The organism is Micromonospora sp. NBS 11-29 (assembly GCF_002140155.1).
GTDB lineage: Bacteria > Actinomycetota > Actinomycetes > Mycobacteriales > Micromonosporaceae > Micromonospora.
Genome location: NZ_NAPR01000012.1, coordinates 152,980 through 178,118, shown reverse-complemented (window position 1 = coordinate 178,118; position 25,139 = coordinate 152,980). Strand labels below are relative to the sequence as shown.

The 25,139-nt window shown below is 74.3% G+C and carries 15 protein-coding genes and 2 pseudogenes; 12 read left to right on the top strand and 5 right to left on the bottom strand.

Annotation, left to right across the window (positions count from 1 at the left end):
• From B1205_RS30310 to B1205_RS15385, 11 genes and pseudogenes are all read left to right on the top strand, one after another.
• Positions 1-738 (top strand): acyl carrier protein (locus tag B1205_RS30310; RefSeq protein ID WP_217809807.1); only part of this gene is annotated, 738 nt, incomplete at its 5' end.
• A 39-nt stretch (positions 739-777) separates the two neighbouring features.
• Positions 778-1,020: a phosphopantetheine-binding protein gene (locus B1205_RS15430; protein WP_089156254.1), complete on the top strand. Its 243-nt coding sequence runs from the start codon at positions 778-780 to the stop codon at positions 1,018-1,020.
• Positions 1,017-2,369, top strand: coding sequence for a beta-ketoacyl synthase N-terminal-like domain-containing protein (locus tag B1205_RS15425; RefSeq protein ID WP_089156253.1), 1,353 nt, complete (start codon positions 1,017-1,019; stop codon positions 2,367-2,369). Before B1205_RS15430 ends, B1205_RS15425 begins: the two co-directional genes overlap by 4 nt.
• Entirely contained in the window at positions 2,366-3,616 is a 1,251-nt protein-coding gene (locus B1205_RS15420) for a hydroxymethylglutaryl-CoA synthase family protein (RefSeq protein WP_089156252.1), read from the top strand. Before B1205_RS15425 ends, B1205_RS15420 begins: the two co-directional genes overlap by 4 nt.
• Positions 3,613-4,374: an enoyl-CoA hydratase-related protein gene (locus tag B1205_RS15415; protein ID WP_176308621.1), complete on the top strand. Its 762-nt coding sequence runs from the start codon at positions 3,613-3,615 to the stop codon at positions 4,372-4,374. Before B1205_RS15420 ends, B1205_RS15415 begins: the two co-directional genes overlap by 4 nt.
• Positions 4,371-5,156, top strand: coding sequence for a polyketide synthase (locus B1205_RS15410; protein WP_089156250.1), 786 nt, complete (start codon positions 4,371-4,373; stop codon positions 5,154-5,156). The genes B1205_RS15415 and B1205_RS15410 overlap by 4 nt, the downstream gene beginning before the upstream one ends.
• A 60-nt stretch (positions 5,157-5,216) precedes the next feature.
• Entirely contained in the window at positions 5,217-11,219 is a 6,003-nt protein-coding gene (locus B1205_RS15405; protein ID WP_089156249.1) for an SDR family NAD(P)-dependent oxidoreductase, read from the top strand.
• Between the two features lie 23 nt (positions 11,220-11,242).
• A pseudogene (locus tag B1205_RS31595) lies at positions 11,243-12,208 on the top strand (condensation domain-containing protein); the annotation flags it as partial.
• Between the two features lie 122 nt (positions 12,209-12,330).
• A complete protein-coding gene (locus tag B1205_RS31590; protein WP_176308620.1) occupies positions 12,331-18,420 on the top strand; it encodes an amino acid adenylation domain-containing protein in 6,090 nt (2,029 codons plus the stop codon).
• A gap of 27 nt (positions 18,421-18,447) precedes the next feature.
• Positions 18,448-19,338 (top strand): ACP S-malonyltransferase, encoded by an 891-nt coding sequence (fabD, locus tag B1205_RS15390; protein WP_089156246.1) that lies wholly within the window; start codon positions 18,448-18,450, stop codon positions 19,336-19,338.
• Between the two features lie 46 nt (positions 19,339-19,384).
• Positions 19,385-20,185 carry a thioesterase II family protein gene (locus B1205_RS15385; RefSeq protein ID WP_089156245.1) on the top strand — a complete coding sequence of 267 codons (801 nt, stop codon included), beginning with the start codon at positions 19,385-19,387 and terminating at the stop codon, positions 20,183-20,185.
• 106 nt (positions 20,186-20,291) lie between these two features.
• Here the strand turns inward: B1205_RS15385 and B1205_RS30305 are convergent, their stop codons facing one another.
• The 5 genes and pseudogenes from B1205_RS30305 to B1205_RS15365 all read right to left on the bottom strand — a co-directional run bounded on the left by B1205_RS30305 (position 20,292) and on the right by B1205_RS15365 (position 24,030).
• A complete protein-coding gene (locus B1205_RS30305; protein ID WP_254909970.1) occupies positions 20,292-21,083 on the bottom strand; it encodes an AfsR/SARP family transcriptional regulator in 792 nt (263 codons plus the stop codon).
• Positions 21,014-21,235 (bottom strand): annotated as a pseudogene (locus tag B1205_RS31585) (AfsR/SARP family transcriptional regulator); the annotation flags it as partial. The pseudogene B1205_RS31585 and the gene B1205_RS30305, both read right to left, overlap by 70 nt.
• 14 nt (positions 21,236-21,249) lie before the next feature.
• Complete coding sequence (gene solA / locus B1205_RS15375; RefSeq protein WP_217809804.1) at positions 21,250-22,419, bottom strand: N-methyl-L-tryptophan oxidase; 1,170 nt, start codon at positions 22,417-22,419, stop codon at positions 21,250-21,252.
• A 22-nt stretch (positions 22,420-22,441) separates the two neighbouring features.
• Positions 22,442-23,536, bottom strand: a complete 1,095-nt coding sequence (locus B1205_RS15370; RefSeq protein ID WP_089156243.1) for an LLM class flavin-dependent oxidoreductase — start codon at positions 23,534-23,536, stop codon at positions 22,442-22,444.
• A gap of 209 nt (positions 23,537-23,745) precedes the next feature.
• Positions 23,746-24,030: a phosphopantetheine-binding protein gene (locus B1205_RS15365; RefSeq protein WP_089156242.1), complete on the bottom strand. Its 285-nt coding sequence runs from the start codon at positions 24,028-24,030 to the stop codon at positions 23,746-23,748.
• 182 nt (positions 24,031-24,212) lie between these two features.
• Here B1205_RS15365 and B1205_RS15360 point away from each other — a divergent pair, with 182 nt between their 5' ends.
• On the top strand, positions 24,213-25,001 hold the full coding sequence (locus tag B1205_RS15360) for a response regulator transcription factor (protein WP_089156241.1): 789 nt from the start codon (positions 24,213-24,215) through the stop codon (positions 24,999-25,001).
• The last annotated feature ends 138 nt before the right edge of the window (positions 25,002-25,139 follow it).

Below are 25,139 nucleotides of genomic sequence, written 5' to 3'. Positions count from 1 at the left end.
GCCCGGCCGTCGACGGCCGCCGCGCCGGCCCGGAGCGCGCCGTCGCGCCCGACCGCGACGGCGGTACCGGAGGCGGCCGTCACCGCCGAGATCATCCGGCTGCTCGCGGCGGTGCTCTACCTGGAGACCGACGAACTCGACGTCGAGCAGACCTTCCTGACGCTGGGTGTCGACTCGATCCTGGGCGTCGAGTTCGTGACCGCCGTGAGCGCCGCCTACCCGGTGGAGGTGAAGATCACCGCCCTCTACGACCATCCGACGCCGGCGGCCTTCGCCCGGCACGTCACCGCGCTGCTCGGCGCCGACGCACCGCCGCCGACCGAGCCCGCCGTCCCGGTGCCCGCCGTCCCGGTGCCCGCCGTCACCCCGACCGCCGTCGGGGACCGGGACGTGACCGAGGTCGCCGCGGTCCTGCGGGAGGAGCTGGCCCGGACGCTCTACTGCGACCCGGCCGAGATCGACGACGACACCAGCTTCAACGCCCTCGGCCTGGACTCGATCCTCGGCGTCGAGTTCGTCACGTTCGTCAACGACAGGTACGCGCTCGACGAGCCGGCCGGCGCCCTCTACGACCACCCGACGCTGGCCGCGTTCGCCCGGCACGTCGCGGCGAGCCGGACGCCCGACGGGTCGGCGCCGCAGCCACCCCCGGCCGGTGACCTGGACGCCCTGCTCGACGCCGTCCGGGACGACCTGCTCACCGTCGACGAGGCACTCGTCCAGCTTGCCCGACCCTGACCGCCGCACGACCGCGACCGGCACGAGGAGACCACCGCCATGACCCACGACGAGATCTTCGCCGTCATCCGCCGCAACCTGATCGAGGTCGTGCCCGAACTGGCCGGATCCCCGATCACCCCCGAGCAGAGCATGCGCGATCTCGGGGCCAACTCCATCGACCGGTTGGACGTGGTGATCGCGGCCCAGGACGACCTCGGCATCAAGGTGCCCGCGAGCGAACTGGCGAAGGCGGACAGCCTGGGCGCCCTGTCCCGGATCTTCAGCGAGTACGTGTCGTGACCGGGCCAGCGGCGCACGTCGACCGGCACCCGGTGGTGGTCACCGGGGCGGCGGTCCTCAGCCCGCTCGCCGAGGACCTGCCCGCGCTCGCCGCCGCGCTGCTCGCCGGCCGCAGCGCCGTCACCCTGCCACCGTCGCCCGCCGGCCCGGCCGACGTCGACGAGCAGCCGTTGCCGGCCGCCCTCCTCACGGAGTTCCACCTCGACCGGTGGGCGCAACGGCACCTCCCGGACGACCCGGGGACCGCGACGCGGCTCCGGCGGGTCGTCGGCCGGGCCGCGCTGCCGGCCCGTACCGCCGGGTGTGTGGCGCTGCTCGCCGCGCGCGACGCCGGACTGCCCGTCGCACCGGACCCGGACGCCCGGAGCGGGCGCGTCGGGGTGCTCGTCGCCGGAAGCAACCTGGCCCTGGCCCACCAGGCGGCCACGGTGCTCGACCACCGGGACATGCCGTCCCGGCTGCGCGCCTCCTACGCGTTGACCCATCTCGACGTGGACGCGGTCGCCGCGGTGAGCGAGCTGACCGGGATCACCGGTGAGGGCTGGGTCGTGGGCGGCGCGTCCGCCAGCGGCACGATCGCCCTGATCCAGGCGGTGCGGATGGTGGCGGCGGACTGGGTCGACCGGGTGCTGGTGGTGGCGCCGGCGGCCGAGCTCTCCCCGGCCGAGGAGGAGGCGTTCCGGCGCACCGGGGCGATGGCCTACCAGCGGTTCCGGGACACCCCGGAGCGGATGTGCCGCCCGTTCGACCGCGACCGGGACGGATTCGTCCGGGGCCAGGCGGCAGCGGCGGTCGTCGTGGAGCGACCGGACGCGGCGGCGGCGCGGGGAGCGGTCGCGCTGGCCGAGGTCGTCGGGTACGGCCAGCGGCTGGACGCCCGACGCGGCACCGAGCCGGACGCGCACGGACAGGAGGCCGCCATGCGGGCCGCGCTGGCCTGCGCCGGGGTCGCCCCCGACGACGTCGACTACGTCAACGCCCACGCCACCGGGTCGGTGCTCGGTGACCTGACCGAGGCCACCGCCCTGCGCCGGGTGTTCGGGGACCGGGGCGTCCCGCTGGTCAACTCCACCAAGCCGCTCACCGGTCACTGCCTGAGCGCCGCCGGCCTCGTGGAGGCGATCGCGGTGATCCTCCAGATGCGCGCCGGCGCCTGTCATCCCAACCCCAACCTCGACCACCCGGTCGAACCGGTGCTCGGGCTCGTCGGCGCCACCGCCGTGCACCGGTCCCTGCGTACCGCGCTCAGCAACAGCTTCGCCTTCGGCGGCGTCAACGCCTCCGTCGTGCTGCGCCTGCCCGACGGCGGACCTCCGCCGAGCCGAGTCCGACAACGGAGAGTCCTATGAAACAGGTGGGTATCGAGGCCCTCAACGTCTACTGCGGCGAAACCTACGTGGACGTGCCGACCCTGTTCGCCGCCCGTGGCCTCGACGACGGTCGGATCGACAACCTGATGATGGCCCGCAAGAGCGTGGCCCTGCACTGCGAGGACGCCGTCTCGTTCGCGGTCAACGCCGCGAAGCCCATCGTGGACGCGCTCAGCGAGCAGGAGCGGGCGGGTATCGAACTGCTCGTCGTCGGCACCGAGTCCGGCATCGACTTCGGCAAGTCGCTCGCCACCTACGTCCACGACCACCTCGGCCTGCCCCGTACGTGCCGGCTCTTCGAGACCAAGCAGGCCTGCTACAGCGGGACCGCGGCGACGCAGATGGCCGCCGCCGTGGTCGCCGCCAGTCCGTTCCCCACGACGAAGGCGTTGGTCATCAGCAGCGACGTGGCACGGCCCGTGCCGCACACGTACGTCGAGCCGAGTCAGGGCGCCGGCGCCGTCGCGCTGCTGATCGGTGACCGGCCGACGGTGGCCGCGTTCGACTGGGGCGCCAACGGCTTCCACAGCTACGAGGTGATGGACACCTGCCGTCCCGACCCGGAGGCGGAGGCCGGCGACGTGGACCTGTCGCTGTTGAGCTACCTCGACTGCCTCAAGGGCGCGTTCGCCGACTACGCGACCAAGGTCGACGGCGCCGACCTGGTGGAGACGTTCGACCTGCTCGCCATGCACACGCCGTTCCCCGGCATGGTCAAGGGCGCGCACCGGGCGGTGCTGCGCAAACTCAAGCGGATGTCGCCGCCGGCGATCGAGGAGGACTTCGCGCGCCGCCTCGCGCCCTCGATCGAGTATCCCCGCCAGGTCGGCAACATCTACGCCGGCACCGTCTTCCTGGCCCTGGCCAGCGCCATCGACAACGCCGTGCTCGACCGGGAGAAGCGGATCGGCGTCTTCTCCTACGGATCCGGGTGCAGCTCCGAGTTCTACAGCGCGGTGATCGGCCCTCGGTCACAGCGGACGGTACGCGGGATGGGCATCCAGGAGGCGCTCGACGCCCGCTACGAACTCTCCGTGGCCGAGTACGACGACCTGCTCCGGGCCACTGCGGAGCTGAAGTTCGGCGTCCCCGACTTCACCTTCGACCTGGACCGCTTCCCGCAGATCACCGGTGCCCGCTTCGCTGACGCTGGCCGGCCCCGGCTGGTTCTCGAAGCGGTCCGCAACTACCACCGCGAGTACGTGTGGCTGGGCGGCCGGCGGTGAGCCCGGCCGTGTCGCTGACCCGGGGACGCGGGCTGCTCCGGGTCGACCTGGCCCGCCCCGAGCGCCGGAACCGGATCGACGCGGCGCTGCTCACCGAGCTGTCCGCCGCCGTCGACGAGGCCGAACGCGACCCCGACTGCCGGGTGCTCGTGCTGTCGGCGTCGGGTGCGGACTTCTGCGCCGGCACCGACCTGTCGGCCGGCCCGCCGGACGCGGCGGACCTGCGCGGAGCCGCCGGGGTGGAGCTTCCGTACTGGCGGATGCTCGACCGGCTGACCCGCGGCGAGCTCGTCACCGTCGCCGTGGTCGACGGTCGCGCCACCGCCGGCGGCGTCGGCCTGGCCGCCGCCTGCGACCTGGTGCTGGCCGGCGCGCGGGCCCGCTTCCGTCTCACCGAGGCGCTGGTCGGACTGGTGCCGGCGATGGCCCTGCCGTTCGTCGCCCGACGGGTCGGCGAACAGCGTGCCTTCACCGCGACCCTGCTGGCCGAGGACTTCGACTCCGCCGCGGCGGTCTCCTGCGGGCTCGCCGACCTGGCGGCGGAGGACGTCGAGGCGCTGCTGCGACGGGTGCTGGCCGGACTGGGTCGGGTCGACCGTGGCACCGCCGCCGCCCTCAAGCGCTACCGGGCCCGGCTCTTTCCCCGCGACCACGACCTGGGCCGCGATGCCTCGGCGTTGCTGCTCGACCGGCTCGCGGACCCGACCGCCCGGCGTCTGCTGGCGCGGCTGCGGGCGACCGGGGCGATGGTGGCATGACGACGATCGCTGCCGGCGGGGACGTCGTCGGCCTGAGCTGGCGCGGTGCCGTCGCGGTGGTGACCATGGCCGACCGGCTCGGGCGCAACACGTTCGGGCCGGCGCTGTGCACCGGGCTGGTCGACGCGGTCACCCGTGCCGTGGCGGACGAGCGCACCCGGGTGCTGCTGGTGCGGGGGATGCCGGAACTCTTCTGCGCCGGCGGCTCCCAGCGGGAGCTGGTCCGGTTCGCGCGGGGCGACGGAAGCTTCGACGAGGACGACTTCTTCCGGGTGTTCGCCCGCTGCCCGTTGCCCGTCGTGGCGTCGGTGCAGGGCCACGCGATCGGCGGAGGGCTGGTCCTCGCGCTCTACGCGGACGTCGCCGTCTTCAGCGAACGCTCGGTCTACGCGGCCAACTTCATGCGCTACGGCTTCACCCCCGGCATGGGGGCCACCCACCTCGTTCCGCTCCGCTTCGGTACGGAACTCGGCGCGGAGATGCTCTACACGGCCCGCAACTACCGGGGCGGGGAACTGCGCGAGCGTCGGGCGCCGGTGCGGGTGGTGCCGCACGACCAGGTGCCGGGCGTCGCCGACGAGGTGGCCCGGAGCATGTGCGCCGCACCCCGGGCCTCGCTGGAACTGCTGAAGCGGGAACTGGCCGCGCCGCTGCTGGCCGCCACCGACGCGGCCGTCGCCCGGGAGGCCGTCATGCATCGCACGTCCTTCCGCATTCCCGGGGTGATGGAACGCATCCTCGGCGGCTACGGGCCGACCGACGTCGCCTCGTCGGGGCGCTGACGACCGCCCCGCACCGCGTATCGCCCCTGCCAGCCGAACGACCGCCGACGCGAGGACCGGATGGACGCCAAAGAGATCCTGACCCGATTCAAGGACGGGGCCCTGGACCGGGCCACCGCCGCCGAGCTGCTCGGTCAGCGTGCCGCACGGGTGGCTCCCCCCGCACCCGAGGCCACCGAGCCGGCCACCCCGGCCCCGGCCGCCCAGGCCCCGGCCCCGGCCGCCCAGGCCCCGGCCCCGGCCACCCGGGCCCCGGCCCCGCGCACCCCGGCCGCCCCGCGGCCGGCACCATCGGGTCCGCCCGAACCGATCGCGGTCATCGGCTACAGCGCCCGCTTCCCCGGAGCCGACGACGCGGACGTCCTCTGGCAGCGTCTCCTCGACGGCGACGACCTCGTCACGGAGGTTCCCGAGGACCGCTGGCGGATCGCCGAGCACTACGACCCCGATCCCGCCGCCGAGGGCAAGTCGGTGTCCCGGTGGGGTGCCTTCGTCGACGACGTCGACCGCTTCGACGCCGACTTCTTCCAGTTGACCCCGCGCGAGGCCGAGCTGACCGATCCGCAGGCCCGGCTGTTCCTCCAGGAGGCGTGGCGTGCGCTGGAGCACGCCGGGCTCGCGGCGGACTCCCTCGCGGGCACGCGCTGCGGTCTCTATGCCGGGGTGATGCTCAACGACTACCAGGACCTCATCGAACGGGAGAGCGCACACGCCCGGCTGCCGCAGGTGATGCAGGGCAATTCGAACTCGCTCCTGGCCGCGCGCCTGGCCTACCAGCTCGACCTCAAGGGCCCCGCGGCCACCGTGGACACCGCCTGCTCGTCCTCCCTGACCGCCCTGCACCTGGCCTGTCAGGCGCTGTGGCTGGGCGAGGCGGAGCTGATGCTCGCCGGCGGTGTCACCCTCTATCTGACCGAGCTGCCGCACGTCTTCATGAGCCGCGCCGGCATGCTCTCCCCGACCGGTCGTTGCCGTCCGTTCGCCGCCGACGCCGACGGCATCGTGCCGGGGGAGGGCTGCGCGGTGGTCGTGCTCAAGCCGCTGTCGAAGGCGCGGGCCGACGGCGATCCGGTGCACGCGGTGATCCGGGCCTCCGGCCTGAACCAGGACGGTCGGACCAACGGCATCACCGCGCCGAGCGCGGCCTCGCAGGCCGCGTTGATCCGTGACACCCTGCGACGCTTCGCGGTCGACCCGGCCGGGGTGGACTACGTGGAGTGCCACGGCACCGGCACCCCGATCGGCGACCCGATCGAGGTCACCGCGCTCAACGCGGCGTTCGCCGGGGCGGGCCGGGCCCCCGGCAGCGTCCCGATCGGTTCGGTCAAGGGCAACCTGGGGCACACGTCGGCCGCCGCCGGGATGGCCGGCCTGCTCAAGGCGATCGGGGTGGTCCGCACCGGCCAGGTGCCGCCGACCCTGCACCACGAGCGGCCCAACCCGGCGATTCCGTTCGCCGAGGGGCCCTTCGTGGTCGCCGCGCGACGGCACGAGCTGACCCCGGTCGGCGGCCGCCCGCGCAGCGCCTCGGTCAGTTCGTTCGGCTTCAGCGGCACCAACGCGTTCGTCCTGGTCGAGCAGGCGCCGACGCGGGACGCGCGGACGCACGACGACCACCCGGTGCTGGTGCCGCTCTCCGGTCGGCGTCCGGACACGCCGGCCCGGTACGCCGCCGCCCTCGCCCGTTGGCTGCGGGGGCCGGGCGCGCGGGCCTCGGTGGCCGACGTCGCGCACACCCTCGCCTGCGCCCGGGTGCACCACCGGCACCGGGTCGCCCTGCTGGTCGACGACCGCGCCGAACTGCTCGCCTCACTCGACCTGCTGGCGTCCGGCGCGCCGGACGCCCGTCGGTCCGCCGCCACCGACGCGACCCCGGCACCCGACCCGGCCGAGCTGCTGGCCCGCCTGCGCGACCGCCCCGGCGGCGGGTGCCCACCGGCCGAGGACCTGAGCGGGGTGGCCCGCCTGTACGTGCGCGGACACGACGTCGACTGGGCGTCGGTCAGCCCGCCCGACCGGCACCGGCGGCTGTCCCTGCCCGGCTATCCGTTCGCCCGGGACCGCCACTGGGTGCCCCGCCGACCGACGCGGACCCCCGCCGATCGGCCGTCGGCCCCGGCGGACGGCCGGCCCGACACACCGCGGTTGACGGCGGCGGACCTCGATCGGCTGTCGCTCTACCAGCCCGCCTGGGTGGCGGCCCCGCTGCCGGTGGCCGGGGGCCCGCCGGCCACGCCGGTGCTGGTGCACGACCCGGGGGGAGAGCTGGCCGACGACCTGGACCGGGCAGGGGTCGGCGTGCACCGGGTCGACGGGGCCGGGACCGCCCGCACGGTGGCCGAGCGGGTACGCGGGGCCGACGCCGGGGCGGTCGTGCTGGTGCTGCACCTGGCCGGTGCGCGTCCCGGCGACGACGCGGGGATCGGCGCCGACCTGGCCGCCATCGAGGTGTCCCACGCCGTGCTGCGGGCCCTGCGTACCCAGCGGTTGACCGTGCTGGCGGTCACCGCCGACCCGGGCCGCGCCGACGCCGCCAGGGCGTTCCTCGCCACCCTGCGGCAGGAGAACCCCCGGCTGTCGGGCCGGGCGGTGCTGGTGCCCACCGGCGGTCGGGTCGCCCACCTGCTGCTGGCCGAACTCGCGTCCCCGGCGGTGGAGTTCGGCCATCTGTGCGACGTGCGGGGCGCGCAGCGTCGACGCCAGGTCCGTACGCCGCTGGCGGTCCCCGCCGCCGGCTGGACCCCCCGGGCGGACGGGGTCTACCTGGTCACCGGTGGGGCCGGCGGAATCGGGTTGGTGCTGGGCCGACACCTGGCGCGGCGACCCGGCGTGCGGGTGGTGCTCTGCGGCCGGACCCCGTGGGCGGACCTCGACCGGGCCACCCGCGAGGCGGTCGCCGGCACCGATCGGCTGCGGTACGCCCAGGCCGACGTCCGGGACCGCGCCGCCATCGACGACCTGGTCCGTGACGTGCTCGGACGAGAGGGCGCGCTGCACGGCGTCTTCCACGCGGCCGGTGTCATCCGGGACGGCTACCTGGTGCGCAAGCAGCCTGCGGACGTGGCCGCGGTCCTGGAGCCGAAGGTGGTGGGCGCACGCGTGCTGGACGAGGCGACCGCGCACCTGCCGCTGGACGTCTTCGTGCTCTTCTCGTCGGTCGCCGCGGTGACCGGCAACCTCGGGCAGTCCGACTACGCGTACGCGACCGGCTGTCTGGACGGTTTCGCCCAGTGGCGGGCCGGACGGGTGGAGCGCGGCGAGCGGCGCGGGCGCACCCTCTCCGTCCAGTGGCCGCTGTGGGACGTCCCGGGCATGACCATTCCCGAACCGGTCCGTGCCGTGGTGCAGGAGCACACCGGCATGCTTCCCCTGCCCGTCGGGACGGGGTTGGCGATCCTGGAGCGGCTGCTCGCGACGCCGGGGCCCGAGGTGGTCTCGCTGTTCCACGGCGACGTGGCCCGCTGGCGTACCCATCTGGAGGGGTTGCGGTTGACCGCCGAGCCGGCGACGGCGCCCGTGGTGGTGGCCCGTGGCGGCGACCGCGCCGCGCTGCGGGACCGGGTGTGCGCGGTGGTGGCCGACACGATCGGCCGGCCGGTGGAGAGCATCGGCGGGCAGACGTCGCTGGAGGCGTTGGGTCTGGACTCGGTCATGATCCGCACGGTGGCGTCCCGGTTGACCGCCGAGGTGGCGCCGGTCGAGCTGCACATGCTGTTCGGGCTGCGGGACCTGGACGAACTTGTCGACCACCTCGCCGGCGCCGCAGCCGGGGCGCCGGCGACCGGGCCGGCGGAGCCCACGGTCGGGTCCAGCGCCACCGTGACCAGCGCCGCCGCGCCCGTCGGGGCGCCGGCGTCCGGCGGCGACGCGCCCGCCGACGACCGGTTCGCCATCATCGGGCTCAGCGGGCGTTATCCGCGCGCGGACGACCTGGACACCTTCTGGCAGAACCTGGTGCTCGGCAAGGACACCACCGCCGACCTGCCGGTCGACCGCTGGGCCGACGCGGGCGGCGTCCGGGCGAGGGGTCACTTCCTCGACGGTGTCGACGCCTTCGACCCCGGGTTCTTCGGGCTCTCGACCCACGAGGCCGCCCTGATCGATCCGCAGGAGCGACTCTTCCTGGAGGTCGCCTGGGAGGCGCTGGAGGCCGCCGGCTACACCGGCGCCAGGCTCGACGATCTCACCACCGGCGACGGTACGCGCCGCAGCATGGGCGTCTACGTCGGGATCACCTCCAGCGACTACCAACTCCTCGGCGCCGAGCGGTGGGCCCACGGGCACCGCGACATGCCGTCCGGTCACTACTGGAGCTCGGCCAACCGGCTGTCCTACCTGCTCGACCTGCGGGGCCCCAGCCAACCGGTCGACACGGCCTGCTCGTCCTCGCTGGTGGCGCTGCACCTGGCGCTGGCGGCGATGCGTCGCGGCGAGTGCGCCGCCGCCCTGGTCGGTGGCGTCAACCTCTACCTGCACCCGTCCCGCTTCCGGATGCTGCGGCAGTCCGGTTTCCTGGCCGAGGACGGCCTGTGCCGCAGTTTCGGGGCCGGCGGCGCGGGCTTCGGCCCGGGTGAGGGCGTCGGTGTCGTCCTGGTCAAGCCCCTGGCCAGGGCGCTTGCCGACGGGGACGTCGTGCACGCGGTGGTGCTGGGCAGCGCGGTCGCCCACGGTGGCCGCACCAACGGCTTCACCGCCCCCAGCCCCGAGGCCCAGGCCCGGCTGATCCGTCAGGCCCTACGCAGCTCCGACACGGACCCGGCGACGGTCAACGTGATCGAGGCGCACGGCACCGGGACCGAGTTGGGCGATCCGGTGGAGGTGGCCGCCCTCGAAGACACCTACGGTCGCGGCGTCGCCGCCGGGGTCCCGTGCTCGCTCGGGTCGGTCAAGTCGGCGGTGGGCCACGGCGAGTCGGCCGCCGGGATCGCCGCCCTGACCAAGGTCGTGCTGCAACTGCGGCACCGGGTGCTGGCGCCCACGCTGCACGCCGACCCGGTCAACCCGCAGCTCCGTCTCGCGCAGACCCGTTTCGTCCTCCAGCACACCACCGAGCCCTGGTCGCCGCTGCGCGACGGCGACGGGCGGGAACTGCCCCGACGTGCCGGCATCAGCTCCTTCGGCGCGGGTGGTGTCAACGCGCACGTCATCGTCGAGGAGTTCCTGCCGGAGCGGTACGGCCGGGCGGCCGTCGCGGCGGGCCGCCCCGGGCCCGCGCGTCCGGAGCTGGTGGTGCTCTCCGCCCCCACCCCGGAGCACCTGACGGCCACGGCCACCCGGTTGGCGCAGTGGCTGCGGGGCGCCGGCACCGCCGCCGACCTGGCCGCGGTGGCCCACACGCTGCGGGTGGGCCGGGCGGCGTTCGACTGTCGGCTCGCCGTGGTGGCCCGGGACCCGGTGGAACTCAGCCGGGCGCTCGACGAGTACGCGCAGGGACACGGCGGGGGACCGGCGCGCACCAGCGACCTGCGGGACGGCCGGCGCAACGCGCTGTCGCTGGACGACGTGCCGGAGACCGCCGGCTTCCTGGCCGACCTCTGGCGCAACGACCGCCTGCACCAGGTCGGGGCCTGCTGGCTCGCCGGCCTGCGCGTCGACTGGCCCGCGCTGAGCGGCCCGTACGCCGGGCGGTTGGTCGCCGCGCCGCCCACCGCCCTCGTCCGCCGTCGGTCCTGGATCGCCGATCCGGTGACCGCGCCGGCCGCCACCCCGGTGCCGCCCGTCGCCGTGGAGCCGGGCCGGCGACCCGATCCGGACCCCGCGCTTCCCGACGCTCGATACGTGCCCGACCCTCCGGTGGCCCCCGCCGGCGTGCCGGCGGATCGCACCGCCGAGGTCGTCGCGGAACTCAGCCGAATCGTCGGTGACCTCGTGCCGGACCCGAGCGCGCCGGTGGACGCCGAACGGAGCCTGGTCGAACTCGGCATCGACTCCATCGGCCTGATGAACCTCCGGTTCGCGCTCACCGAGCGGTACGGGCGGCAACTGGCGCTCCAGCTCCTCGGTGAGTCGAGCGTCACGCTCCTCGCCGCCCACCTCTCCGCCGCACCCGACCAGCGGATCTGATCCGCGCGAACCGGAGTCACACCATGTCGCAGACCCACGCCGCCCTCCGGGGCCAGCCCTTCGACCTCACCGAGGTCCAGGAGTCCTTCTACGCGGGGCGGCTGGCCGCCGCCGGCAGCGGGAACCAGATCCACCTGGAGTTCGAGGTGGAGCAGTTGGACCCGGACGCCCTGCGGGCCAGTTGGAACCGGATGGTCGCGGCCACCGGGATGCTCCGGGCGCACCTGTCGCCCGACGCCCGGCAGGTGATCGAGCCGGAGGCGCCCGAGTATCCGATCACCTGTGTCGACCTGGGCGAGGCGACCGACGAGCAGCGGCGGGCGGCACTCGACCGGATGCGGGCCGAGGCGGCCGACGCCATCGACCCGCACCGCTGGCCGCTGTTCGACGTGCGGGCCGCGATGCTGCCCGGCGGGCGCGGCCGGGTCATGCTCACCGTGGACGAGTTGATCGCCGACGGCCCCAGCGTGTCACTGCTGCTCCAGCACTGGTACGCGGCCTACCGCTTCGGCGTGGAGCCACCACGGCCCGGGATTTCCTTCCCGGACTACGTCCGCGCCGTCGGCGCCACCCCACCCTCGGCCGCCTCCCTGACCTACTGGCGGGACAAGCTCGCCGCCGTCGACCTGGACCGGCCGTTGCCGCTGGCCCGCCCGCACCCGGTGGACACCGACGAGACCCACCGCCGGCTGGTGTGCCGCCTGGAGGCGGAGCCCTGGCAGCGGACCAGGGACGCCGCCGCGCAGTCCGGCACCACGGCCTCCGCGCTGCTGCTGGCGCTGTGCGCCGCCGCGGTCCAGGCGGAGGCGACCCGGCCCGGGCCGCTGCCCGTCGTCCTCACCACCTACAACCGCCGGCCGATCCACCCCGACGTGCCGCGTGTGGTCGGCCCGTTCCTGTCCACCTCGGTCTTCGTCGCGCCGGAGCCGACGGGCCGCCTCGGTGAGCTGCTCGACCGGGTGCGGAGCCAACTCTGGCGGGACCTGGAGCACGCCGACGTCAGTNCCGGGCCACGGCGCGGCGGCAGGTCACGCCGATCCGGACGGTCTTCACCAGCCTGCTCGGCAGCATCACCGCCCAGCGGGACGAACCCGACAACTGGGCGGCGCTGGTGGACCTCGCCGCCTCCGCCACCCGTACCCCCGGCGTGCAGTTGGAGATGTGCGTCCAGGAGCGGGCCGGAGCCCTTCTCGTCTCGTGGGACTACCTGCCGCAGGCGCTGGACGAGGCCAGGGTGCGTTCCGCCTTCGCCCGGCTGGAGGCCACGCTGCGCCGCATCGGCCGGCTGGGCGCGGCGGCCTGGGACAGCCCCGTGGGCGACCCGACGCCGGCACCCGTTCCGGCGTCGGCCCGGCAGCCGCAACGGTTCCCGCTCACCGAGATCCAGTCGGCCTACCTGGTCGGCCGGATGGGCGAGCTGAGCGGGCAGGCCGAGACCCGGGTGTACCAGGAGTTCCTCCTCGAACGGCACGACGTGGACGCGCTGGAGACGGCGTGGAACCGCCTGGTGGCCCACCACCCGCTGCTGCGGGCCACCGTGCACGAGGACGGCAGCCTGGAGATCGTCCCGGACGTGCCCCACTACCGGATCGCCCGCCACGACCTGACCGGGCTGGGCGCGGGCGGCGACGCGTCCGCCGCCGTGGCCCGGGCGCTGGCCGGCACCTCCGCCCGGCTGCGGGCGACGAGCCTGCCCCTGGGCAGCCGGCCGATGTACGCGCTGGAGGCGAGCGCGCTGCCGGACGGCACCCACGTGCTCCACGTCGTCCTGGACGCCCTGCTCGCCGACGCCCGCAGCTTCGCCCTGCTCCTCGGTCAGCTCTTCGCGTTGCACGACGGCCACCACACGCTGCTCGACGTCGCCGCCGATCCCCGCCCCTACCTGCGGGCCCTCGCCGCGCCCCGGGCCGGTGCGGAGATCGAGGCGGCCCGACAGGAGTGGCGGCGCAAGTTCGCCGCGCTGCCGTCCGGTCCGGCCCTGCCCGAACCCGCGCCGGCGGCCGAACGACTCCACCGCCGGGCCGGGCTCGGCTCCTGGCAGGCGCTGGGCGAGCGGGCCGCGGCGATCGGTGTGCCCGCCGACATGCTGCTGTTCACGGCCTTCACCGACGAGCTGCGGGAGTCGCTGGGCGGCGGACCGTTCACGGTCACCGTGGTCTCCTGGGACCGCCCGGCCGACCTGCCGCACGCCGATGAGATGGTCGCCGACTTCACCCAGTTGGCCTGGGTGGTGGTGGACGACGGCCTGCCCGTGGACTTCGCCGCCCGGGCCCGTGAGCTGTGGTCGAGGACCCGCGCCGACCTGGAACGTGGTCGCCGTGTCACCGGCTTCGCCGAACTGCGTGGTCGGCTGCTCCGCTCCGCCGACCGGTTGCGCCTGCCGGTGGTCTTCACCCGGGTGCCGGAGATCGACCCCGACCTGCGGCCGCGCGCGGTCCGGCTGCGCGAGAGCCAGTCGCAGACCGCCCAGGTCGCGCTCGACCACGTGCCGCTGCTGGTCGGTGACGAACTCGTCGCCCAGTGGGACGTGGCCCGGGACTGCGTGGAGCCGGGCCGGCTGGACGCCCTCTTCCAGGGATACGTGGCCCGGGTGCGGGCGGCCGTCGCGGACCTCGGCCCCGACGGACCGCCGACGATGCCGGAGCTGCTCGCCGAGAGCCTGCTGCGGCACGCGGACCGGCCCGCCGTCCGGTGGCAGGGGCGCACCGTCACCTACCGGGAGCTGGATCGCCGGTCGGCGCGGCTGGCCCACCGGCTCGTCCGGTCGGGGGTACGCGGCGGCGACCACGTCGCCGTGCACCTGGACCGCTCCGACGAACTGGTGGTGGCCCTGGTCGGCATCGTCCGGGCCGGTGCCGTCTGGGTGCCGGTCGAGCCCGCCAACCCGCCGGACCGGGTGCGCTACCTGCTGGCGGACAGCGGGGCCCGGATGGTGGTGACGGACGTGGCGCGGGCCGCCGTGCCGGCCGCCGCCGGCGTACCGACGCTCTGCCCCGACCGGGACGAGGACCGGGCCCTGATCGAGGCGTGCCCCGACACCATCGGGCCGGTCGGGGTGACGCCGGACGACCCGGCCTACATGATCTACACCTCGGGCACCACGGGCCGTCCGAAGGGCTGCCGTAACACGCACCGTGGCCTGGCCAACCGGCTTCGCTGGATGCAGGAGCGCTTTCCCCTCTCCACCGAGGACCGGGTCGCGCAGAAGACGCCGTACGGCTTCGACGTCTCGGTCTGGGAGTTCTTCTGGCCGCTGCTCACCGGGGCCTCCATCGTGGTCGCCCGACCCGGTGGGCACGGCGACCCGGGCTACCTGGCCCGGCTGTTCCGGGACGAGGGGGTGACGGTCACGCACTTCGTCCCCTCGATGCTGGGCCTGTTCCTGCGTGACCCGGGCGCCGGTGACTGCGGCACGCTGCGTCACGTCTTCGCCAGCGGGGAGGCCCTGCCCGTGGCGACCATGCGCCGGTTCTTCGACGTGCTGCCCGACACCGAACTGCACAACCTGTACGGGCCGACCGAGGCCGCGATCGACGTCACCCACTGGCCGTGCCGGCCGGACTGGACCGAGGCCACCGTGCCGATCGGCCGGCCCATCGCCAACACCCGGATCCACCTGGTCGACGCGGGGATGCGTCGGGTGCCCGACGGCGAGCCCGGGGAGATCGTGATCGGTGGCTGGCCGGTGGCCCTCGGCTACCACGAGCGGCCCGAGTTGACCGCTGAACGCTTCGTCCCCTCCCCGTTCCCCGACGATCCCTCGCCCCGGCTGTACCGCACCGGTGACCTGGGCCGGGTCGGACCGGACGGCGAGCTGCGCTACCTGGGCCGCCTCGACGACCAGTTCAAGCTGCGGGGTCTGCGGATCGAGCCGGCGGAGGTCGAGGCGGCGCTGGTCGAGACCGGCCACGTCGCCGAGGCCCGGGTCCTGCCGCTGAGCGACGCGGCCACCGGGGAACCGACACTGGCCGCGGTCTGCGTCGTCGCGGACGGTGACGCCGCCCCGCCCGTGTCCGAGCTGCGTCGCGCCCTGGCCGAACTCCTCCCCGACTATCTGGTGCCCAACGCCTTCCGGTTCGTCGAACGGCTGCCGCTGACCTCCAACGGCAAGGTCGACCGCGCCGTGGCCGCCGGACTCTTCGCCGATGGGTCCGTCGGAACGGCGGCCGCCACCGGCGTCGACGACCCGCCCCCCGCGGCGGTCGGGGACACGGCGCAGGTCACCCCGGGCGACGTCGCCGCCGCCACCGCCGACCTGCTCGGCGTGCCCGAGGTCGACCCGGACGACGACCTGTTCGACCTCGGGGCCACCTCGTTCACGATGATCCGGCTGGCCCAGCGACTGGGCGAGACGTTCGGCGTGGACGTCGCGGTGGACGCTCTGATCCAGGCGCCGACCGCGCGCCGCATCGCGGCGAGTCTCGGGCCGGAACCGGCGGCCCGCCGCCCGGCCGCCCAGACGGACGTGCGGATCGCCTTCGACCCGGCCGCCAAGGCCGCCTTCAAGGAGGCCCGGGTCGCGGAGCGACGCCTCCCCGACGACCTGCCCCGGGTGCCGGTGCCACCGGCGGGGGCGCGGGACGTGCGCGCCCGGTACGACGCCTCGTCCTTCCGTGACTTCGCGCCGGCCGACGTGCCCGTCACGGATCTGCTCGACCTCCTCCAGTGCGTGTGCCGGGACGAACTGGACGGGCGCGACAAGCACCGCTACCCCTCGGCGGGTGGCTTCTATCCGGTGCAGGTGTATCTGTTCGTCCGACCGGGTGCGGTGGATGGCATCGATGGCGGCCTCTACTACCTGCACCCCGGGGAGCGGGCCCTGGTCGCGCTCGATCCGACCGCGAACTTCGGCCCGGAGGTCCACGTCTTCCACAACCGGGCGTTGGTGCGGGGCGCCGCGTTCGGCGTCTTCCTGGTCTCCGCCCCCGCCGCCATCGTCCCGGCGTACGGCCAGCGCAACGCCGAGCGGTTCATGCTGGTCGAGGCCGGGCACATCGCCCAGCTCATGTCGACCGAGGCGCCCCGCCGGGGGCTGGGGTTGTGCGCGGTGGGCGAGATGGACTTCGACGCCGTGCGGGACCGTTTCGGCCTGGACGGCGACCAGGAACTGCTGCTGTCGCTCTGGGGCGGGCCGCTCTCCGGCGAGGCGGCCCGGCGTCGGGCGGAACTGGTCGCCGCGGAGGCGGCCGTACCGGCGCCGGTGGCGACGAGCCGGCCGGGTGCCCCGTCGGCGCCGCGCGCCGTGGCGGTGATCGGGTTCGCGGCCACGCTGCCCGGCGCCGCGACGGTCGAGGAGTTGGACGCCCTGCTCGCCGCCGGGGGGTCGGCGGCGGTGCCGACCCCCGACGAACGCTGGGCGCCGTTGGCATCCGGCGCCCGGGCGGCCGGCGCCCGGGTCGGTGGCTACCTCGCGGACGTGACCGAGGTGGAGGCGGACGAGTTCGGCCTCTCCGACGACGAGGCGGCAGCCGTCGACCTCCAGGAGCGGCTGCTGCTGTCGGTCATGCGTCGCTGCCTGGAGGACGCCGCGGTCGTCCCCGCCCGGCTGGCGGACGCCGGCCCGGTGGGGCTGTACGTGGGCTCGATGTGGCACGACCACGCGTTGTACGGGGTGACGGCTCGGGCGCGGGGACAGCGCGGCACCTATGCGACCCGCAGCGGATTGGCGCACCGGACGTCGCACGCGTTCGGCCTGACCGGCCCGAGCGTGTTGATCGACACCGGATGCGTTTCGGGGCTCGCCGCGATCGAGGCCGCCTTCCGCGCGGTGGCCGACGGCCGGTGTGAGACCGCGTTCGCGGCCGGCGCCAACCTGGTGCTGCACCCGGACCACCTGGACGTGCTGACCGAGATGGGGCTGATCGCCGAACAGCCCGACTCGTGCCCCTTCACCGACCGGGCCACCGGGTGGATCGTCGGCGAGGGCGTGGGTGTGGCCCTGCTCAAGCCGCTGGACCGGGCGCTGGCCGACGGTGATCCCGTGCACGCGGTGCTGCGCGGCGGTGCGCTGGCGCATGCCGGCGCGACGCGTCAGTTCGGCCTCCCCGACCCGGCCCGGCTCGGGCAGGTGATGCGGGAGGCGGTCGCGGACGCGGGTCTGCGGCCCGAGGACATCGGCTACGTGGAGGCGGCGGCAGCCGGCGCGGCCCTGGCCGACGCTCTCGAGTTCACGATGGTGGGCCGGGTGTTCGGCGGGCCGGCGGGACCGGTGCCGGTCGGGTCGGTCAAGCCGACGACCGGTCACCTGGAGGGGGCGTCGGCCTTCGCGCAGCTCGCCAAGATCATCGCGCAGTTCCGCCGCCGGGAGCTGTTCCCGCTACGGCTGACCTCGGCCCCCAACCCGGCACTGGCGCGGGTCGAGGGGGCGGTCCTGCCGGTCGAGCCGGAGACCCGGCGATGGCGTACGTCCCCGGGCCGGCCGCGCCGGGTGCTGCTCAACGGGATCGCCGGTGGTGGCTCGTACGGCGCTCTGGTGGTCGAGGAACCCCCCCGGCGGCCGGCCGCCCCGGCGACGCCCACCGGGCCGCTCGTCCTGCCGCTCTCGGCCGACACGCCGCACAACCTGGGCCGAGCGGCGCGGGCGCTGGCGGCGGCGCTCGACCGGGATGCGGAACTCGACCTGGCGTCGGTCGCGCGGAGCCTGCGTGAGGGTCGCCGGGCACGCCCGGCCCGGGGTGCGGTGGTGACCGACCGCGAGCGGGCCGCGTCGGCCCTGCGGGCGCTCGCCGACCGGGTGCGGAGCGACGGCACCGGCGCCGTCGTGGAGGTGGCGGACGTGCCGGCCGCCGAGCGGGAGGCGCTCACCGCCTGGCTCGCCGGAGGGGACCCGGGCTGGCCGGCGCTGCCGCCGACCACCCCGCGCGCCGCCCTGCCCGCGGTCCCGCTGACCACCCGACGGATCCCCCTCGTCCCCGACGCGCAACCGCGGACGCCGGACGCGCCGACCGGCCGGACGGCCGGCGACGAGGACGCGTTCGCCCGGTTGGCACGGATCGTGGCCGTGGAGACCGGCATGACGGCCACGGAGCTGTCCGAGACCGACGACCTGTTCGCCCTCGCCGCGACCAGTCAGCAGATGCTGCGGATCGCCGCCGGGATCGCTGCGGACGGCGGGCGGGAGCTGGGGCTGGAAACCCTGTTCACCGCCGCCGACCTGGGCGTCCTGGCCCGCGAGGCGTACCCCGCCCCGGCCGTCGGCTGACCGGCGATCGACCCGAGGAGACACGCGATGACCGAGGTGTTCATGTTCCCCGGCCAGGGGGCGCAGCGGGTGGGTATGGGACGGGAGCTCTTCGCGCGCTTCCCCGAGCTGGAGCAGGAAGCGAGCGAGGTGCTCGGCTACCCGCTGGGCCGGCTGTGTCTGGAGGATCCGGACCGGCAGCTCGGCGACACCCGTTACACGCAGCCGGCCATGTTCGTGGTGAACGCGCTCGCCTACCGGGCCGCCGTGGCCGACGGCGCCCACCCGGACGTCGCCGTCGGCCACAGCCTCGGCGAGTACAACGCCCTGGAGGCCGCCGGCGTCTTCGACTTCCGCGCCGGGCTGCGGTTGGTCGCCGCCCGTGCGGAGGCGATGGCCGGGGTGACCGACGGGGGGATGAGCGCGGTCGTGGGGCTGTCCGAGACGACCCTGCGGTTCCTGCTGATCCGGGCCGGCTTCGACACCCTCGACGTGGCCAACCTGAACACCGCGACGCAGACGGTGCTGGCCGGGCCGACGGCCGACCTCGACGAGGCGGCCCTGATCCTGGAGGACGCCGGGGCTCGGATGGTGCGTCGACTGGATGTCAGCGGGCCCTTCCACTCCCGCTACATGACACCCGCCGCCGCGCGGTTCGCCGACGTGGTGCGCGCCGCCGAGCCGCGCGAACCGCGGTTCCCGGTCATCGCCAACCGCAGCGTGTGTCCCTACCGGCGGGAGACGGCCGCCGACCTGCTGCTGGAGCAGATCGATCACCCGGTGCGCTGGCGGGAGACCATCGAGATGCTGCTCGACCATCCGGACCCGCACTTCACCGAGCTGGGCGGGAGCACGGTGCTGACCAGCATGGTCCGTCAGATCCGGCGGGAACGAGACGGGTCGGCCGCACCCCGGCCGCGGCAGCGCGTCGCGGCCTGACGCGCGTCCCCTTTCGACAACGGCGACACCATCCCGAGGAGAGTGAATGCTCACCGACCCCCCGCGCCTTCGTCCGACCCCCCGCCCCGGCTTCTGCCCCCGACCGGTGCCGGCGGCGACCCTCCGGCTCTTCCTGTTCCACCATGCCGGCGGCTCACAGTTGCTCTTCCGGGAGTGGCTGGCCCACTTCCCGGCGGACTGGGAGATCCACCTGTTCGACGCCCCCGGTCGGGGACGGCTCGCCGATCTGCCGTTCTGCCGTAGCGCCGAGGAACTCGCGGAGTGTTTCCTCGAGGAGATCCTCCTCGCCCAGGACCGGCCGTTCGCGTTCTTCGGCCACAGCATGGGCGGGCTGGCCGCCTACGAACTCACCCAGCGGCTGGCCCGGGAGCGGCTCCGACAGCCGGTCTGGCTGGGCATCTCCGCGCGGGACACACCCGACGTCGGGCCGGACAGCGAGCGGCACCGGCTGCCCGACGCGGAGCTCCGTCGACACCTCGCCTCGTTGGGCGGCACCTCCGTCGAGGTGCTGGAGGACGAGGAGTTGTGGCAGCTGCTCGCTCCGGTGATCCGGGGGGACCTGCGGCTGGTGGAGACGTGGCAGCCGCGTCCCGGCGCGCCCCGGCTGACGGTGCCGCTGTCGGTCTTCGGCGGCACCGACGACGTCGTGGTCACCCCGGACCGGCTGGCGGCGTGGTCGGCGCACGCCGAGCGGTTCCTCGGGCTGCACCTGTTCGAGGGCGACCACTTCTACTTCCGGGGTCGCGTCCCGCAGTTCGTCGACCTGCTCGTCGCCCAGATCCGGGCCGCGGCGCCGAACCTGGCACCCGGCCCGCCCGCCGGGTGAGCCGGTGGCCGCGGCGGATGGCCACGGGGAGGCGCGGGCCGCCCCGGGCCGACGCCCCTGCCGCCGCGGCCGGTCGTTCCTCCCCGCAGCGAACCGCCGGCCAGGGTCAGACCGCCGGCCGCAGGACGGCCGGACCGCCGGCCGCGGCGAGGGCGGTGAGCTGTTCGAGTCGCCGGGACAGGAGTTCCTGCTCGCGGCCGAGCCGGTCCAGGCGGTGGTGCAGCTCGACCAGCTCGTCGCCGAGGTCGACACCGCCACGGTGCCGGACGAGCCGGTCGTGGCCCCCGACCGCACGGGCAGCCAGCACCGGCGGTGTGTCGACGACCGGCGCGGGCGGCGGCGGGGAGTCGAGCTCGGGGGAGTGGCTGAGGACCTCCCGGACGCGATTGACCAGCGCCGGTCCCGGGTTCACCCCGAGCTCGTACGACAGGCGCGCTCGCGCCCGCTCGTAGACGCCCAGCGCCTCCGCCTGCCGTCCACAGCGGTAGAAGGCGACCATCAACAGGTCGTAGAAGCGCTCCCGGAACGGGTACTCGACCGTCAGTTCCTCCAGCTCACCGGTGATCGCGTCGTGCAGACCGGCGCGCAGACTGGCGTCGAACGTCGTCTCCAGCGTGGTCAGCCGGCTCTCCTCCAGCTGGGCCGCCTCCACGAGACAAATGTCTCCCCCGGCGCAGCCTTCGAGGGCCGGGCCACGCCACAGGGCCAACGCCTGGCGGAGGACTTCGACCGCCCGGTGCGGATCGCTGGGGACCAGGGCCCGCCCCTGCGCGGAGAGCTGAAGGAAGCGGTCGGCGTCGGTGGCCTTCGGATNCCCGCGTCCGGCAGGAGCCGGCGCAGCCGGGCGATGTGGGCCTGGAGGGCGTTGGCCGCGTTGGCCGGCGGCTGCTCGCCCCACAACTCGTCGATGAGCCGGTGCGGCGCGAGCACCTGGCCCGACTTCACCACCAGCGCACCCAGCAGGGAACGTTGTTTGGAGCCGGTGGGGAAGATCGGCTCGCCCCGCCGCTCGTCGTCTATCTCGATGGGGCCCAGGATGCGGAACTGCATCTACTCACCCCTTCTCACAGGAAGCGGTCGGGGTCGGCGAAGGCGAGCGGCGACCGGGGTTCCTTGTCCTGCACGAGGTCGGCGATCACCTCACCGACACCGGTCGCGTGCTTGAAGCCGTGGCCGCCGCAGCCGCCGGCCACGACCATGCGGGGGTCGCCGCGCAGCCGCCCGAGAACGAACTGGCCGTCGGGCGTACGCGCGTAGATGTTCCCGGTGACCCGGGTGGGCAGGGCCGACACCCCGGGAATCGCCGCGGGCAGCAACTCCGCCAGAGCGGACCAGTCGGCCGGCGAGACTGAACGGTCCAGCGTCTCCGGGTCCACCACCCGGAAGTGGCGTCCACCGTCCTCCAGCCCGAGCTTGAGCTCCCGGGCGCCGGGAAGGGAGCCGTGGCCCCAGATGACGTCACCGCCGTCGAGTTCGCGCATGAAGACCGGCAGCCGCTCCAGGGTGAACCTCGGGTCGGGCGTGACCGGGGTGAACCAGGTGGTGGGCATCCGGACCACCTCCAGGGGCAGGTCGGGGACGAACTGCGAGAGCCAGGGGCCGACGGCCACCACCACCCGCGCGACGCGGATCGGACGCAGCGCCGTGTGCAGGACGGCGCCGTCGTCGACGAGTTCGATCGAGGTGACCCGGGTGTCGGCGAACACCCGGGCGCCCGCCGCCCGGGCCGCCGTGACGGCGGCGTCGATGGTCGCCTCCGGGGCGGTCAGGCCGCCCGCCGGCTCGACGATGCCCACGTGATCGGCGGGGAGGCCGTCGTGCGCGGGCACCCGCGCCCGCATCCGGGGCGGGTCGAGCACCTCGACGTCGAGCCCGTGCTCCCGCGCGGCGGCCAGCGCGCCGGCGACGATCCGGCCGTCGGGCGGGCCGATGAGCATGGCTCCGGTCCGGGCCAGCAGCCGGGTGGCGGTCTGCCGCTCCAGGTCGGCCCAGAGCTCACCGGAACGCCGGGCCAGCGGGACCAGGCCCGGGTGCTCCAGGCAGGCGGTACGGAACATCCGGCTCTCCCCGTGCGACGAGCCGTGCACGTTGGCCGTGCCGTACCGGTCGATGCCGATCACGTCGAAGCCGCGGGCGGCGATCTGCCACAGGGCGCAGGCACCCCACGCGCCGAGTCCGACGACCGCGACCTCGGCGTCCGCGTCTGCTTGACTGGCCCGCATCTCGCTCCTCACCTGGTTACGTGTCGGACGGCGTTCAGTTGACCGTCGCGGCTGCCTCGGCTGCCTCCGTCGGTTCTGGCAGGGACGGCACGACCTGGGTGGCGAACAGTTCCATCGCCCGCTCCGCCCGCTCCACCGGCAGGTGGCCCGAGTTGAACTGCAGGCTCAGGCAGACGTCGGAGCCGTACCGGTTCGCGACTTCGACGACCTGCTCGTGGACGTCCTGCGGCGTGCCGGCCAGGACCTTGTGGTCGGCCAGTGCGCGGTCGAAGTCGTAGTTGGCGGCCTTCTCCACGAACTTCTCGTAGCCGGGGTACTGGTCGCTGCGGGTCCGGCTCCACGCCGACACCGCGGCGGTCATCCGGGAGACGTAGTTCTGCTCCTGGGCGCGAGCGTCGGCCAGGGCCACCTCGCGGTCCTCGGCCAGGTAGCAGCTGTACTTGATCTGTATCCGACCCGGCTCGGCATGCCCGGCGGCGGTCCGTGCCGCGCGGTAGCTCTCGACCATGCGCAGCAGTTCCTCGTGACTGGTCACCGAGGGCACGACCTGGATGTGGTGTCCGGCCCGGCCGGCCGCGGCGCAGGACTCCGGGTTGGTCGCGGACGCGACGAACACGGGCGGATGGGGCCGCTGGTACGGCGCGGGGAAGCTGGTGAACGGGCCGAACCGGTGGAAGCGACCGGTGAAGGTGACGTTCTCCCCGGTCCACAACGCCACGCAGGCGGCGATGCCCTCGTCGAAGCGGGCCCGGCTCTCGGCCATGGCGACCCCGAACGCCTCGAACTCGTCCGGCAGGAACGCGCGTCCGAAGCCCACGTCGAGTCGCCCGTGGGAGAGGTTGTCGAGCATGGCCAGCGCCGCCGCGAGCTTCACCGGGTGGGTGAAGGCCGCGATCACGGCGCCGGTGGTGAGCCGGATCCGGCTCGTGCGCGCCGCCGCGGCGGCGAGGAACGCCACCGGGTCCGGACTGTAACCGCCGTACGGGGAGCCGTAGTGCTCGACCGTCTGGACATGTTCGTAGCCGAACTCCTCGGCCCGTTGGACCAGTCGCAGGCTCTCGTCGTAGTAGGTGCTGGCGCTCTTGCGTCTCGGATCCACAACTGGAAAGAAACTGACTCCGAATTTCATGTTGGCTCCGTCTGATGGCCGCCGTTGGTCGCCTCGCCTGTCCTGGCCGACCGGGTGAATTCCCGCGAAGGTCCGCACGATGGACCCTAGCCAATTAAGACTCTCGTCTCCGAATTCTTCAGTCCTGTTGAAGTGGGATTCAAGCGAGCCTCCATCGGGGCTNGAGGCCCGTGGCCGACGATTGGCCACGGGCCTCGCAGGTGCGGGGGTCACACGGTGCGCGTCCGCTGTCGCTCCGACAGCAGTCGCCACCAGTCGTCTATCGTCGGGGTGCGGGACAGTTCGGCGAGTTCGACGTCGATGCCGCGCTGACGGCAGGCGCTGACGAACTGCATGATGCCCACCGAGTGCAGCCCGTGGTCGATCAGATCCTCGGTGCCGTCGGGCAGGTCGTCGGAGGCCAGGTCCATGCACTCGGCGATGAGTCGAAGGAATTCTGCTCTGGTCGCAGGCGAGCCGTCGCCCGGTGCGGCACTGTCGGTCGTCGATGTCATGGTCAGCCAAGATAACAGCCTGTCCGCGCGGCCGTAAGGCGCATTCACGCTATCTCGGACGGCGTTTGTGGTGCGCTGCTTGAGGCTGACTTGAGAACAGGTAGTCGGCGGTCGCCGTGCGATTACCTTGACGATTGGCGTCGGCTTCGAGACGCCCAGTCGGAGCGGACGGGGAACGAATCATGGAACGGAGATCAGAGGCACCGGCCCCCGCCGGGACCGCCGTGCTGCGCATGCTCACCGGCGGGGCCGGACAGCCGGACCATCCCTCCGTCGACCAGCGGTGGCAATGGACGGCGGAGGCGTACCGGTCCACGCCCCGCGACGGGATCCGGGTCTTCCTGCTGGGCTCCGACGCCGTGGCCCGGGTGGGCCTGCGGTCGCTGCTGCACGGTCAGTCCGACGTGGTGGTGGTGGGCGACGGTCCGCCCGGCCCGGCCACCCTGACCGCCCTGCGCCAGCTCCGCCCCGCGGTCGTCGTGCTGCACCGGATGTCCGGTCCGGCCGACATGGAACTGCTGGCCCGGCACCTGGGTGACGAGGTGAGCCTGTTGACCGTGGACAGCCCGGAGCCCGAGCCGGGCGCCGAGGCGTCCCTCGCCCTCCTCTGCGGCAGCCTGCCCGGCACCGTGGGCCCCGATCAGCTCGGCGCGGCCGTGCAACTGGCCGCCGCCGGATACCGCCTGGTACGACGGTCGGACGCCTGGCCGGTGGCGGCTCCGCCCTGCTGCTGCGACGACCCCGTCCCCCGGGTGCCCACCGTGTCCGAGGTGGACACCGGGGAGCTGACCGACCGGGAACACGAGGTGCTCCTCCTCATCGCCCGTGGCCTCTCCAACGCCGAGATCGCCGACCGGCTCACCCTCTCGGAGTACACCGTCAAGTCCCACGTGCAGAACCTGCTGCACAAGCTGGGGCTCCGCAACCGGGTGCAGGCCGTCATCTACGCGTTCGAGACGGGGCTGCGGTAGCCCGGCGGCCGGCGCGTCAGCCGGGGATCAGCGACCCGTCAAGCGGCCGGGACAGGCTGCTGTCGGGAGCCGGTCAGCCCCGGCCTGGACCACGGCGGTGACCGCCGCCGGCGGCACCACACGATCCGATGGCTCGGA

What these genes read in the sequence shown, in the direction of transcription:
- B1205_RS15360 (WP_089156241.1), top strand. Translation starts at nt 24,213, where the DNA reads ATGGAACGGAGATCAGAGGCACCGGCCCCCGCCGGGACCGCCGTGCTG.
- fabD (WP_089156246.1), top strand. Translation starts at nt 18,448, where the DNA reads ATGACCGAGGTGTTCATGTTCCCCGGCCAGGGGGCGCAGCGGGTGGGT.
- B1205_RS15370 (WP_089156243.1), bottom strand. Translation starts at nt 23,536, where the DNA reads ATGAAATTCGGAGTCAGTTTCTTTCCAGTTGTGGATCCGAGACGCAAG.
- B1205_RS15420 (WP_089156252.1), top strand. Translation starts at nt 2,366, where the DNA reads ATGAAACAGGTGGGTATCGAGGCCCTCAACGTCTACTGCGGCGAAACC.
- B1205_RS15410 (WP_089156250.1), top strand. Translation starts at nt 4,371, where the DNA reads ATGACGACGATCGCTGCCGGCGGGGACGTCGTCGGCCTGAGCTGGCGC.
- B1205_RS15405 (WP_089156249.1), top strand. Translation starts at nt 5,217, where the DNA reads ATGGACGCCAAAGAGATCCTGACCCGATTCAAGGACGGGGCCCTGGAC.
- B1205_RS15430 (WP_089156254.1), top strand. Translation starts at nt 778, where the DNA reads ATGACCCACGACGAGATCTTCGCCGTCATCCGCCGCAACCTGATCGAG.
- B1205_RS15365 (WP_089156242.1), bottom strand. Translation starts at nt 24,030, where the DNA reads ATGACATCGACGACCGACAGTGCCGCACCGGGCGACGGCTCGCCTGCG.
- B1205_RS15385 (WP_089156245.1), top strand. Translation starts at nt 19,385, where the DNA reads ATGCTCACCGACCCCCCGCGCCTTCGTCCGACCCCCCGCCCCGGCTTC.